General features: G+C 38.0%; 14 protein-coding genes. 7 read left to right on the top strand and 7 right to left on the bottom strand.

Annotated features, from left to right (window positions below; translation table 11 throughout):
* Window positions 1-100: 100 nt before the first annotated feature.
* From arsJ to MT391_RS06275, 5 genes are all read right to left on the bottom strand, one after another.
* A complete protein-coding gene (gene arsJ / locus MT391_RS06295; RefSeq protein WP_499497243.1) occupies window positions 101-1,324 on the bottom strand; it encodes an organoarsenical effux MFS transporter ArsJ in 1,224 nt (407 codons plus the stop codon).
* Between the two features lie 45 nt (window positions 1,325-1,369).
* The gene (locus MT391_RS06290) at window positions 1,370-2,371 is read right to left on the bottom strand and encodes an ArsJ-associated glyceraldehyde-3-phosphate dehydrogenase (RefSeq protein WP_499497242.1); all 1,002 of its coding nucleotides are present in this window, start codon (window positions 2,369-2,371) and stop codon (window positions 1,370-1,372) included.
* 178 nt (window positions 2,372-2,549) lie between these two features.
* Window positions 2,550-2,888: a metalloregulator ArsR/SmtB family transcription factor gene (locus MT391_RS06285; RefSeq protein WP_028867049.1), complete on the bottom strand. Its 339-nt coding sequence runs from the start codon at window positions 2,886-2,888 to the stop codon at window positions 2,550-2,552.
* Window positions 2,889-3,111: 223 nt separating this feature from the next.
* Window positions 3,112-4,029 (bottom strand): hypothetical protein, encoded by a 918-nt coding sequence (locus MT391_RS06280; RefSeq protein ID WP_499497241.1) that lies wholly within the window; start codon window positions 4,027-4,029, stop codon window positions 3,112-3,114.
* A 40-nt stretch (window positions 4,030-4,069) separates the two neighbouring features.
* On the bottom strand, window positions 4,070-4,525 hold the full coding sequence (locus MT391_RS06275) for a VOC family protein (protein WP_499497240.1): 456 nt from the start codon (window positions 4,523-4,525) through the stop codon (window positions 4,070-4,072).
* A gap of 138 nt (window positions 4,526-4,663) precedes the next feature.
* Between MT391_RS06275 and MT391_RS06270 the strand changes: the two genes are divergently transcribed.
* The gene (locus MT391_RS06270; protein WP_499497239.1) at window positions 4,664-5,269 is read left to right on the top strand and encodes a TetR family transcriptional regulator; all 606 of its coding nucleotides are present in this window, start codon (window positions 4,664-4,666) and stop codon (window positions 5,267-5,269) included.
* 154 nt (window positions 5,270-5,423) lie between these two features.
* On the opposite strand, the gene sixA is transcribed toward MT391_RS06270, so the two are convergent.
* Both sixA and MT391_RS06260 read right to left on the bottom strand, forming a co-directional pair.
* Window positions 5,424-5,900 carry a phosphohistidine phosphatase SixA gene (gene sixA, locus MT391_RS06265; protein WP_028867052.1) on the bottom strand — a complete coding sequence of 159 codons (477 nt, stop codon included), beginning with the start codon at window positions 5,898-5,900 and terminating at the stop codon, window positions 5,424-5,426.
* Window positions 5,901-6,005: 105 nt separating this feature from the next.
* Window positions 6,006-6,146: a TIGR02808 family protein gene (locus MT391_RS06260; protein WP_084296167.1), complete on the bottom strand. Its 141-nt coding sequence runs from the start codon at window positions 6,144-6,146 to the stop codon at window positions 6,006-6,008.
* Between the two features lie 226 nt (window positions 6,147-6,372).
* On the opposite strand from MT391_RS06260, the gene MT391_RS06255 reads away from it, so the two are divergent.
* Genes MT391_RS06255 through MT391_RS06230 form a run of 6 tightly spaced genes read left to right on the top strand, consistent with a single transcriptional unit; the run spans window position 6,373 to window position 13,429 of the window.
* On the top strand, window positions 6,373-7,332 hold the full coding sequence (locus tag MT391_RS06255; protein WP_166371983.1) for an AAA family ATPase: 960 nt from the start codon (window positions 6,373-6,375) through the stop codon (window positions 7,330-7,332).
* Window positions 7,332-8,273, top strand: a complete 942-nt coding sequence (locus MT391_RS06250; protein ID WP_028867054.1) for a DUF58 domain-containing protein — start codon at window positions 7,332-7,334, stop codon at window positions 8,271-8,273. Before MT391_RS06255 ends, MT391_RS06250 begins: the two co-directional genes overlap by 1 nt.
* The gene (locus tag MT391_RS06245) at window positions 8,257-8,772 is read left to right on the top strand and encodes a DUF4381 domain-containing protein (RefSeq protein ID WP_499497238.1); all 516 of its coding nucleotides are present in this window, start codon (window positions 8,257-8,259) and stop codon (window positions 8,770-8,772) included. Before MT391_RS06250 ends, MT391_RS06245 begins: the two co-directional genes overlap by 17 nt.
* A complete protein-coding gene (locus tag MT391_RS06240) occupies window positions 8,765-9,748 on the top strand; it encodes a VWA domain-containing protein (protein ID WP_499442310.1) in 984 nt (327 codons plus the stop codon). The genes MT391_RS06245 and MT391_RS06240 overlap by 8 nt, the downstream gene beginning before the upstream one ends.
* A complete protein-coding gene (locus tag MT391_RS06235; RefSeq protein WP_499497237.1) occupies window positions 9,738-11,672 on the top strand; it encodes a vWA domain-containing protein in 1,935 nt (644 codons plus the stop codon). The genes MT391_RS06240 and MT391_RS06235 overlap by 11 nt, the downstream gene beginning before the upstream one ends.
* A complete protein-coding gene (locus MT391_RS06230) occupies window positions 11,672-13,429 on the top strand; it encodes a BatD family protein (protein WP_499497236.1) in 1,758 nt (585 codons plus the stop codon). Before MT391_RS06235 ends, MT391_RS06230 begins: the two co-directional genes overlap by 1 nt.
* Window positions 13,430-13,754 lie beyond the last annotated feature (325 nt).

The following is a 13,754-nucleotide window of genomic DNA, read 5'->3' as shown; positions in this document are numbered from 1 at the left end:
AAAAATATGTTTAATATTAAAATAAAATGTGAAAAAACGTTATCCGTAGCCCTTATTCCGTTCCAAAGAGTTAATTTATCCTTTACTTAAATTTCCTTAACTACACTTTACTCGACTCCGGCAGCTTTAATGAAATCAAGCTGGTGATCAGCAAAAATGCAAAGGCTATCCATAAACAGGCGGCAAAACCGTAGGCTTGGTAAACCCACCCAGATAATACGGTTCCTACTAAGCGCCCCATGGCATTTGCCATATAGTAAAAACCTACATCTAATGACACGCCATCTTGTTTTGCATAGCTGATGATTAAGTAGGAATGTAAAGATGAGTTAATGGCGAAGATTGCACCAAAGATTAATAAACCCACGATTATCAGTGTCTGCACTTGCCATTCAAGTTGAATACCTGCTGCTAATGCACCTGTCACAACTGCTAATAATGCACACCATAACATGGCATGTTTACCGCCTGGCGCTGAGCCTTCTTTAGCAAAGAACGCAGTGATCTTAGGCGCAAATCCTTGCACGATGCCGTAGGCAATCACCCAAGCAGCCAAGAAACCACCAACTATTGAATGTGACCAACCAAAGATACTCGCTAAGTAGATAGGCAGAGCCACTACAAACCAGACATCACGTGAAGCAAACAAGAATAATCGCGCCGCTGACAATATGTTCACGGGGCCTGATTTGGAGAACATCTGGCTAAATTTTGGTTTAGTTTTTGCCTTGCCTAAGTCCCCTTCTAGGAACAATAAACTCATTATAAATACTACGCTTAAAACGCCTGCCATGATCAACAAAGCAACTTGGAATCCCACCAGCGTTAACAGTAAACCACCGATGAAAAAACCCGCGCCTTTTAATGCATTTTTGGAACCAGTTAATACAGCAACCCAATGATAAAGTTTACCTTGTTGGTTGTTAGGAATGAGGGTTTTGATGGAACTTTTGGCACTCATTTTATTCAGATCTTTGGCAATACCCGACAAGGCCTGTGCCATCATCACCCAAGGAATAGTTAACCATTCACTGGGGACGGTTAGTAGCAATAAAGCAAACACTTGCATACCTAAACCAATATTCATGGTGCGGTTTAAACCTACCCTTGCACCTAACCAACCGCCAACAAGGTTAGTCACCACACCAAAGATTTCATAAAATAAAAACAATAAAGCGATATTTAATGGGCTGTAACCCAGTTGATAAAAATACAACACCACTAACATACGCAGTGCGCCGTCAGTGACAGTAAAGTTCCAATAGTTAAACGTTACTAAAAGGTACTGTCTTAAGGATTTATCAAGCTTTAAAAACCACTTCATTGCTACTATTCCTAATGCTACCTGCGATTAAGTCGTTTAAGTCGATTAAGCTAAAGCGACTTTTTTCATTAACTCAGCGGTACGCGTTGCATAACCCATTTCGTTATCGTACCAAGCGTAGATTTTTAACATACGCTGACCAATTAACATGGTAGATAATCCATCAACAATGGTTGAGCGTTGGTCACCTCGGTAATCGATTGACACTAACGGGCGCATTTCAAACCCTAAGATACCAGCTAGTTCACCGTCAGCCGCTTCTGCTAATAACTGATTGACTTCTTCCACCGTAGTATCGCGCGCCACTTCAAAAACGATATCGGTTAATGAGGCATTAGCGAGCGGTACACGCACTGCATGACCATTAATTTTGTCTTTTAATTCTGGAAATATTTCTACAATCGCTTTCGCTGATCCGGTTGTGGTTGGAATCAAACTCATGCCACAGGCGCGGGCTCGACGTAGATCTTTATGCGGTGCATCAAGAATGGTTTGAGTGTTAGTTAAATCATGGATAGTCGTAAATGCGGCGTTGCTGATACCAATTTTTTCATGAATAACTTTAACAATCGGCGCCAAGCAGTTAGTAGTACATGACGCAGCGGTAACAATTTTATGTAACTGCGGATCAAAAACATGGTCATTCACACCCACAACAATGTTTGCGATGTCAGGATGCTTAACCGGTGCAGATACCACCACACGTTTCACACCTTGTTGAATATATTTATCTAATAATGCTTTATCTCGATTCACGCCCGTTGCCTCAATCACGACATCACAAGCAGACCAATCCACAGCATCGATTTCACCCTGTTGTGTCACCGCAATCGATTTACCCGCAACTTGCATGGTATTTTTGGTACAAGCCACCTCATGCTTCCAGCGCCCTTGTACTGAATCGAACTCTAATAGATGCGCTAATGTTGCGGCATCACCTGCGACATCATTGATTAGTACAAATTCTACTTCAGGCCAATCAAATGCTGCACGCATTGCTAAACGACCGATACGTCCGAATCCATTTATACCTACTTTAATTGTCATTATATTTCTCACTTTTATAAATTAAGCTTTTATTAGTATTCTTGAATTCAAATAATAAGCTTTCGTTAGCATTAATTGTTTTAGACCAAGCCTGAGTTCGGTGTTTTTCAAGACAGTTAACACAGGCGTTACCGATTAAGTTTTTAATTATTTTTTAGTAACTAATTTGTTTTAGTAACTAACTTGTTTTAGCTATTTGTTTCGCAAGTTGAAATTTTTCAATATCTTGTTGATATTCTGCTTTCAAGCAATTGGATGCGGTTAATCCACTAATGACTTTACGCATCCATCCTGGCAACTCTGAATTCACTTTGTAATACACCCACTGCCCTTCACGTTGATCAAGTAACACACCTGACTGTCGTAAAATAGCAAGATGCCTTGAAATTTTGGGCTGGCTTTGTTCCAGCGCGATACATAATTCACCGACACTCACGCGATCTTCACGCGCAATTAAAATCAAACAACGTAAACGTGTTTCATCTGATAACATTTTGAAAAATTGGTTAGGCAACATAACTACGTCCACATATACGAATATCCATATATACTAAATTAATTGAATAATATTTCAACGAAAAAATTAAGAAAATAATAAACGTGAAATATTTTTTAATATCATAAAGATACGTTTTAGATGAGATGAAGCTGTTTTTCAGATCGAATGGTATGCAGGTTCTATGACAGAAATATGAATGAATTAATATTTTAACCAAATAGGAGGTAATAAAACATCACGATTAAATAACTCGATACGCCAAGCTATCGGTTAATTTTTCTATTTTAATTGGAGTAAAACAAAGTGTGCGTGCTGTTTTTTGTTGCGTATTCACTTGAATACTTTGTAGGCTTTGCTCTGACCACAAAATTTCACTTGATACCGTTATTTGATAGGCATGACCTTGTTGCCAATCGCAAAATAATAAACTCGCAATAGGATTTTCTAACAAATTACCTAAGGTATTAAAAAAACCATTACCAACGTAATCAGGCACTAATAACTGTCCTTTTTCATTAATGGTAATGAAACCAGCCACACCACCACGATGAGAAATATCAACACCTCGATTATTTAATGCTTGTCCATCATCAAAGCGGCTGGCAATAAAAAAGGTATCTGCATTAATTATCAATTCTCGAATGTTTTGCGTTAGCGATACGGTCGAACTAGTTGATTGAGTATCATAATGTGGATTCGTTACCAGTATTTTAGGTTGAATATATTTAGGACAATTGCCGTAGCTTTGTAATACCTTAACTTGAATATTTTTTTGGTTGATATCGGTAATTATCACGTTGAGTCGATTGCGCCTTTTACTGATAAACTCAATCCCCAACAACCCAATCCTATCACCCACATTAAGATGATTATTATTAAAATCATTAAGCGAATATTGTGTATTGATCTGCAAGGTTGTTTCACTGGATGAAGTTATAAAGCCGGGTTCACCAAATAATAGACTGGCGCGAGTTTCCGACTTTGAATCACTATAACCGATATATATCATCGATAGAGATTGAAAAAAATAACGATGTTGTTGTGGCATAAATTCTCGAATAAATTTAGGGCCAATTTCTGCCATTTTTTGCGCTGTACCCGCACGTTTTTGTACCGATAATTCACCTTGATGCCAGCTATTGACCACTAGTTTATTCATTTGATTAGCTCACTTATAATTAGATTTTTTTGTTAACTTACTATTCACTAATAAGTTCGAGTCTAATGCCACCTGGGATCAAACACATCATGTGTTGAAAAGGTGAAGCACCTAAGGCTTCTGGTGCAAATTCAATCTCAACATTATCGAGTTTAGTCAGGTTTTGATAAACGGCTTGTAACTGATCGATAGTGCTAACTTTCAAGGCAAAATGATGTAGGCCTACATTTTTTGTACGGTCAAACTCCACTCTATTATCAACATCTTTAATCTGCCATAGCGTCAACATCACCGTACCATCAGAGATAAAAATAGCTGGGTAGTCAGGTTTTTCACCGACCTGTTTAAAATTTAATTGCTCAATGAAAAAACTGGCCACCTCTTTAATATTGGTAACGCTCAGACCAAGATGGTGAATACCTAAAGTAGTAATAGCCGTTACATCGCTGTTTGTAGTTGTGTTTGATGCTGGATTTGATGATGAAGTAGTGCACATAATGAAGCCCTTTTAGTTTTATAAATTAGAGTGAACAAATCTGTTCACTCACTATAGGTGAACAGAACTGTTTACGTCAAGTTTAAATTGGTTATACTTACTAAAAATAAAATGGTGGTCTAAAGGACAAGCGATAATATGCAACCAAGAAAACAACATTTGATCGAAACTGCGCTGACTCTGTTTAATCAATATGGCTACCATGCAACGGGTATTGATTTGATTTTAGCGGAATCAGGGGTTTCCAAAGCAACCCTATACAAACATTTTCGCAGTAAAGAGGCGTTAATTTTAGCTGCGCTGCAACTTCGTCATGAACAAGTGATTACAAGACTTCAAGCGACCATTGATAACAATACTAAAACACAGTTAAAGCATGACTTAACGGACCAAAAAACCATGAATAACGCATCAACTAATGCGGCAACGAATAAAGCAGATAGTGAAAAACTATTGGCTATTTTTGATGATTTAAATGATTGGTTTAACAGTGAAACGTTCTTTGGCTGTAATTTTATTAATGTCAGTGCGGAATATGCCGATCCTAATCATCCAATCAATCTTTTTGCGGCAAAACATAAACAAGCGATTGTAGATGTCATCGGTGCACAATTAGCAGAACAAGAAAGTCACAAAGCGGATCAAATAGGTTTATTAATTGAAGGGGCTATTGTGATGGCTCACACGCGGGGTATCAAACAATCAGCCTTGCTCGCAAAAGAGATGGCTAGACAATTGATTTAATGCTTTAAGATTTCGGATTTCGGATTTCGGATTTCGGATTTCGGGCATTTTAAACCGGGCAAATCTATTGATTGGAATAATAATAACTTACCATCTCAGCAACACACTTTTAGGGCTGAGACAGTTGTTATTCATTACTCTTGTTTGAGCAATCTTAATCGCTTATTTGAGGAACCGTTGTCAAACTTAATAACTCGGCAAAACCATCTTCATCACTCAAAGAAAGGTGTCCAACCGCTGACGTTGAAAAAGCAGGTACGCCAGCCGCAGGTGCAAGTTCCCCTACAATGTAACCCACTAAAGGTAGGTGAGAAATAATCATCACTGACTTCACCCCTTGCGCTTGCATTGCTAATAACTCATCCACTGTTTTACGGGCGCTGCCGCTAGGGGTCAAACAAGGCAATACTTGAATGTTAGTAACACCTTCAAAAAATGGGCTTACAGACTCCCAAGTTTGCTGCGCTCTAACATAGGGACTGACTAATACGGCATCTAGTGACACATCCTGTTCCACTAAATATTTAGCCATTAATTCAGACTCTAAACGACCGATATCGGTCAAATTACGCTCAGCATCTGAATAAGCCATCATCTCTGCCTGTCCGTGGCGCATTATATATATCTGCATAAACTTATTTCTCCTGAGCAAAAAAAAGCCCCATTACATTAAATGGAGCTTAAGCATTATAAACAATTGATAGCTATCTTTATAGGTAGCATTAACATGCTTTGATTAATCTTCGACAGGTGTATCACCTGAGATTTTTAAAATAGCAACAGCACCTATAAATACAGCAACAAAACCAGCCACAAAAATAGTTGGCATAGCCATATAACCTAGTACATGCCAAATGATTGATTCTAATTGACTCATAGCGGTTCCCTTAAATAATTAATGAATAAAGTAATACAATCAATATAGCCTAAATAAAACAATAAAAGTCTTTTTTCAGCAAAGCTTTTGATCTATTACAATATTTTTAAGTACTTTAAAGAAATAATTGTAACTTATTGTTTATAAGGATTGAACTTTTGGGTCTTGAACTTGCCCTTTATAGGCAGTATATTTTCCTCAAAATAAATTAATGAAGATACTCACAATGGCAAAACAACAATTAAATCAATTACGTCACTATTTAAATCAAATGATATTAGGGCAAAGCGAGTTAGTTGATAGCTTATTAATTGCCTTATTAGCCGATGGACATATTTTAGTTGAAAGCCCACCTGGTTTAGCAAAAACACGTGCTATCAATGCATTATCTGATGGTATTGAAGGTGACTTCCACCGTATTCAATTTACCCCCGACTTATTACCTTCTGATGTCACAGGTACTGATATTTTTCGTCAGGAAACGGGTCAATTTATTTTTGAAAAGGGTCCGATTTTTCATAACCTGATCTTAGCTGATGAAATTAATCGAGCACCGGCTAAAGTACAATCTGCATTACTTGAAGCAATGGCAGAACGGCAGGTAACCGTTGGTAAAACAACCTATCCGTTACCGGAGCTATTTTTAGTGATGGCAACACAGAATCCGCTTGAGCAGGAAGGCACTTATCCCTTACCTGAAGCACAATTAGATCGTTTTATTATGCATATTCAACTGGATTATCCAGATGCACAAACTGAACGCGCGATTCTACAGTTGAACCAAAAAGAGATTTTGAAAGAGAAAGTAGCGGAAGTTACTCCCCTATTAAATGAACAAATTTTTGCCATGCGTGAAGAGGTCATGAAAGTGAGTATTGCTCCACACCTAGAGCAATATCTGATTGATTTAATTATTGCAACGCGCCAGCCAGCTCGTTTTGGTGAGCAGTTAGCACAATGGATAAGCTATGGTGCGAGCCCGCGTGCAACACTGGCTTTAATGCGTACCGCCAAAGCACGCGCTTGGTTAAATGACCGTGACTATGTAATGCCAGAAGATATCATTAGTAACTTGTACCCAGTGTTACGCCATCGTCTTATTTTAAGTTATGAAGCTGAAGCGCAAGGTGTCAGTGCCAATCAAGTTATTCAAGAAATCATTAATCAGGTGGCTATTGCAGGATAATGGATAATAACGTGCCCGCTATTTTTACTAATACGCCTTATACCACAGGGGTGGATGTGCAATTAACTGAATTGCTCAGTTATAAACAGCACGGTAAACTTTCGCTTAATGCCAAACGCTTACCGGCAACACGCCAACTCTCTGGTAATTATTTAGCGAATATTAAAGGCCGTGGTATGGAGTTTGCTGAAGTACGTCATTACCAACCTGGTGATGATGTACGTGCCATTGATTGGGCGGTAACCGCAAGAACAGGCAAAGCACACACTAAATTATTTCAAGAAGAAAAAGAACGCCCAGTTTTTTTATTAGTTGATGTTTCCGATAGTATGATTTTTGGCAGTCAATTAGTGTTCAAATCTGTACAAGCCTGCCATTTAGCCGCCCTATTAAGTTGGCAAGCCAAACAGCGAAATGACCGTTTGGGTGGGATTGTATTTAATCAACAACAGGTTGCAGAGCTAAAACCAACATCACGTAATAAAGGCTTAATGGCCTTTTTACATCAAAGCCAAACGTTATGTAAAAAAATAGCGTTTAAAACAGCGCAGCAACAATCACTTTTTTTACAGCTAAAACGACTATCTCATTTAGTACAAACCGGTAGCCAAGTTCATTTAATCAGTGACTTTTCTCAATTAGATTCAGCCTGTTATAAACTTATTAATTTAATGCGGCGGCATAATCAAGTCACCGTCTGGCAAATTAGTGACCCTCTTGAATCGCACTTACCCAAACAAGCGTTACAAGCGGGTTTAAAAATTAATTCAATCAAAGGCAGTGGTTTTTTACGTAATCAACGACAACAACAATCTTACCAAGAAGCTGCTAGTCAACGTCAGCAATTAATGGAAAATAATTTACTTAAGTATGGTATTGCACATTACCATATCAGTGCAGCAGTGCCATTATTGGAGCAATTTAATGCCTACGCCCAATAACCCATTTGAACAAATAATATTGCCTGTCGATGTGCCGTCTGCTTGGCCTCCAGCACCTATTTATTGGTTAATTTTGGTTGCGGTCATTGCCGTTAGCTGGTTAACGTTTTTTTTAGTTAAACGCTATATCAAAAAGAAAAGAATAGTGAAACAAGCCTTGGCATCATTGCAGCAATTACAAAAAGATAAAGCCAGCTTTGCACAATTAAACCAATTATTAAAAGGCTTATGTTTACATTATTACCCTCGTGAACAAGTCGCATCGATTACTGGACAAGCATGGTTTAACTTTTTACAAGCACACCATACGCAACAAGGTGTTACTCTGTTCAATAATCAGGATGAGTTTTGCCGTCGTTTATATCAAGATAACTCCTCTTGTACTGAAAAGGATTTTCTCTCTGCCAAAAAATGGATACAAGCATTTCCAACACAGTTTAAAGCACGTCAAACGTTAGCTTTAAAAAATAAGAAGTTAGCAGGTAAAAAAGATGTTTGAATTTGTATACTGGTGGGTTTTTCTATTATTACCACTGCCTTTATTAGTCCGTTATTTTCTAAGCCCTAAAAAACAATCTTACACACAGGTATGGATCCCGCTTGCTGATGGTTTACAGCAACAAAAAACGACTAAAAGAAATCCTCTGATCAGTTTTATTATTCCTTGGTTGTTATGGTTTTTATTACTTGCCACCATCGCTAAACCTATTTGGTACGATCAACCTATCCGCATTCAACAACAAAGCCGCGATATGATTTTATCTTTGGATTTATCAGGCAGTATGGATGAAGTGGATATGCCATTAAATGGTAAAACGGTAAATCGTTTAACCTTAGTAAAATCAATCGTTAAAGACTTTGTTAAAGCACGACAAGGTGATCGTTTAGGGCTTATTTTGTTTGCCGACCATGCTTATTTACAGACTCCGTTAACCTTTGATGTGGAGACTGTTTCCACCATGGTAGATGAAACACAAATCGGCCTAGTAGGGAACCGTACCGCGATCGGAGAGTCGATCGCAATGGCCATTAAACGCTTTGTAGAAAATAAAAATGAACAACGTGTTTTAATATTACTGACCGATGGCGCAAATACAGCGGGTAAAATTAAACCGATTGCCGCAGCGCAACAAGCCGCTAAAAATAATATTAAAATATATACCATTGGTATTGGTGCCGATGAAATGATTAAGCGAGGTTTCTTTGGCAACCAACGTGTTAACCCTTCTGCGGACTTAGATGAAAAAACATTAACTAAGATTGCAACATTAACTAATGGGCAATACTTTAGAGCCAGAAACCAGGAAGACTTACAAAAAATTTACGATACGATTAACCAATTACAACCCGTAGATAGTGAGTTTTTAGAGTTTAGACCAGAGAAAAACTTGTTTTTTTGGCCTTTATCGTTGGCAATATTGATTTTATCAATGGTAATTATTTCATTAAAACTAAGAGGTGAAGATGAACTTTAATGACACCTTAGCCAGCACTTTTGGCCCATTAAGCTTTATTCGTCCTTATTGGCTAATTGGGTTAATCATTATCGCCGTCTATAGTTTATGGCGTTATCAGCGTAGTCAACATAAACAAACCGGTATTATTACCAATCATTTAAGTGAACATTTGGTTACCTTGCCTGAAACCAGCAAAAATAATCGCCTAGTTATCACTATATTATCTGCCATTGCCTGTATTGCATTATCAGGGCCGAGCCTGCGTAGTGTTGAATTACCTGTTTATGAAATACAAAAAGCACAAGTCATTGCACTCGATTTATCTTATTCGATGTATGCAACGGATATTAAACCTAACCGATTAAGCCGCGCTAAATACAAAGCAATCGAGCTATTAAAACAATGGTCGGAAGGTGAAAAAGGCCTGATTGCCTATGCCGGTGATGCCTTTACTATCACCCCTCTCACCATAGATAGTAATGCCATTATTAATCATATTCCGCACCTTTCTCCGGAGTTAATGCCAGTGAAAGGTTCTCGACCTGACCTAGCGCTACAAAAAGCGATTTCATTACTCGAAAATGCTGGGTATCAACAGGGACAAATTGTCTTTATTAGTGACGGGTTTGATCAACAAAGTTTGAATAAAATGAAAGATCTCATTACAGGTACAAAATGGATGGTATCAGTATTAGCAATGGCTACACCTGCGGGAGCTGCAATCACGTTACCTGATGGCAGCTTATTAAAAGATGATGCGGGTAATATCGTTATACCAAAACTAGAAGCAGATAAGCTTTATCCGATCGCTAATATGAGTGATGGTTTGTATTTAACTTTCGATGCTAAGGGACAAGAAATTCCTTTACTAGCGAATCATTATGACACCAATAAAGCAGTAAAAGAGAACCAGAAAAATGCTAAAAACATGGCTAGTAAACAATTGATTGATGATGGCTATTGGTTAAGTTTATTACTTTTACCCCTATTTTTATTGTTATTTAGGAAAGGTACTTTTTATGTTGCATTAATAGCGCTCACTTTGCCACTAACAACACCGAAAGTAGAAGCGTCAATATGGAAAAATAGTGAGCAGAATGCCTATCAGGCTTTGCAAGATGGCGACTATACACAAGCCAGTGACAACTTTCACAACCCAGATTGGAAAGCCGCCGCACTATTCAAAGATAAACAATACAAACAAGCTGAAGCGATTTATTCAGAACAAACAACAGCAAATCCCAAAAATGCAACGACGCTTTATAATCTCGGTAATGCACAAGCGATGCAAAAAAAGTATCAACAAGCATTAGAAAGTTATCAGCAGGCATTAGCACTTCAGCCAGACTTTGCTCAAGCTAAAGCCAATAAAGAGGCAGTTGAGAAATTACTAGAGCAGCAAGAGCAAAAACAGCAACAGGATCAGCAGAACCAACAAGACCAGCAAGGTCAAAGCCAACAAGATCAACAACAATCATCTGAGCAACAGAACCAACAAGACCAGCAAGGTCAAAGCCAGCAAGATGAACAACAATCATCTGAGCAGCAGAACCAACAAGACCAGCAAGGTCAAAGCCAGCAAGATGAACAACAATCATCTGAGCAGCAGAACCAACAAGACCAGCAAAGTCAAAGTCAAAGCCAGCAAGATGAACAACGATCATCTGAGCAACAGGAGCAGCAAGAGCGACTGGCTCAGCAACAAGCGGAAATGAATGCAGCGGCACAGTCACAGCAGGATCAAGCCGCAGACCAGAAAGCCAATGCATTATCATCAACAAAGGAAGAAGACGTTAATAAAGAGTATGAAGAATTACCGACTTGGTTAAAGAATATGCCCGATGATCCTTCTTTATTGTTACGCAATAAAATGCAGCTTGAATATAGAAAGAGAGCCGCTAATAAACCTGTTTTACAAAAAAATAACGGAGAAATCTGGTAATGCCGTTTTTACATAAATGTTTAAGTGTGATCCTACTTTTAATTGCGATCAGCTCCTCTGCTTCAGCCGCGACACAAGCAACGGCATCGGTTAGTAATAATCAGGTTTTTCAGGGGGATACTTTTATTTTAACTATAGAAGTTAATGACACGGGGTCAGAGTATCAACTCGATACCAGTGCATTGACTGATGACTTTAAAGTAAGTGGCCCGTCTCGAAGTCAAAGCACTTCAATCATTAATGGTGATATTAATCGAAAAATCACATGGGTATTACGCTTACAGGCCAATAAAGTAGGTAATTTTACCATTCCTGCTCTAGCAATCGGTGATCTTTTAACCGACCCAATAACAATACAAGTTAAAGAAGCTGGTGAAGAGCAACAATCTACATCGGGCGACACTATCTTTATTGAAAACAGCGTCGATAAAACACAAGTTTATTTAGATCAACCTATTATTTTAGAAAGCAAAATTTATGTCTCTGAAAATATCGTCGATGGTGATGTACAAGCGCCAACATTAGCAGCTGCAAATATAGAGCGTATCAGTAATGATAACCAGCAAACACAAGTGATACTTAATGGACTTCGCTATAAGGTATTCACTTATCAATATCAGATAACGCCAACACAAGCCGGTGATGTGAGGATAACTTCCCCACTCTTGGTGGGCTCGATTCGTAAAAATGTCAATGTCAGCGATTGGCAAAATAGGATCATCTCACAACCTATTAATATACGAGGTAATAGCATTGCCATCACTGTAAAACCGATGCCGGCTAATTATCAAGGCGATTGGTTGATCAGTGAAGATGTACATTTAGTTGAAAATAACGACTTACAAGCCGCTTCTTATACCGTTGGTGACCCAATCACACGCAGCATTAGTTTACGTGTTGCATCAATTAGCGTCGACAAAATGCCTGAAATTAAACTTAACTATGACAGCTCCTTACGTTACTACCCTGATCAAGATGATTTAAAACAAGGAACGTTAAATGGTGTCTTATATAGTCAACGAACTATTACCCATGCGATTATTGCTGATAAAAGTGGTGAGCTAGTTTTACCTGAAATAAGAATTCCTTGGTGGAATAGTAAAACTGAACAACAAGAGTTTGCAACACTACCAGCGCAAACATTAACTATCAAAGCGGCATTACCAAACACCAATAATAGTAATCAGGGTAATGCCAGTAACGTTGTAAATAATGATGCAAGCACTCAGGGTGCCCTCTCGGCAGCTTCACAATTGGCCAACAACGATGCACAAAACAAGCTCAATGAATATGTGGCTGAAAATGAACAATTAACAAAACGTTTATTGTTCTGGCAAATCAGTGCACTAATACTTTTAATTCTAGTTATTTCACTTTGTATCTATTTATACTTTGTAAAAACTAATAAACAATTAAAAGCAGTGGTTACCCCAAGTAATAACAATAAAACAGCAACACCCTACCAACAATTATTACAAGCTTGTGAGCAATCAACGCCGCAACAGGTTTATACCTATTTATTACGCTATTTTCAGTCACAACATGCTGATATTACGCAATTACAACAAATTACGGTATTTAGCGCATTGCCCGATGATCAAAAACAACAACTTCAAGATAACTTACAACAACTTGAACTAGCTTGTTCAGGGAAAACGCACCAATGGGATACAAAACAACTAATAAAGTTAATAAAAATGCACCACAAAATAGCAAAAACACCTAGCAGCGATTCAATTAATACCATCAACCCTTAAATCAGGTCAAAAAAACGAGCAAACCATTCTTTTTTAATTTGCTCGTAAATGCCGCTTAAAACTCATTTTTCGTTAAAAAACAAACCGAAACATGACCTAAATCAAATAAATAGATAGACAAACCCTAATGAGGTAGGAGCCTCGCATATGATGCAACTGTTCAATATACGGGATGGCGTTTTAATTACTCCGTTTTGTATTATTAATGAGCATTCATCATAAAATGGCATGTAAGTTGCTGTAATTACTTTATATGAATATCGTTTTTAATGCGTCCCCATATATTCATAGTTGATTTGACTATAATTTTAAGCCACAAGGAAAA

The sequence above is a fragment of the Vibrio sp. 1-Bac 57 genome (genome assembly GCF_037546855.1).
In the GTDB taxonomy this organism is placed as follows: domain Bacteria; phylum Pseudomonadota; class Gammaproteobacteria; order Enterobacterales; family Psychromonadaceae; genus Psychromonas.
Note: the sequence above shows the minus strand (reverse complement) of the source record. Positions and strands in the feature narration are given on the sequence as shown.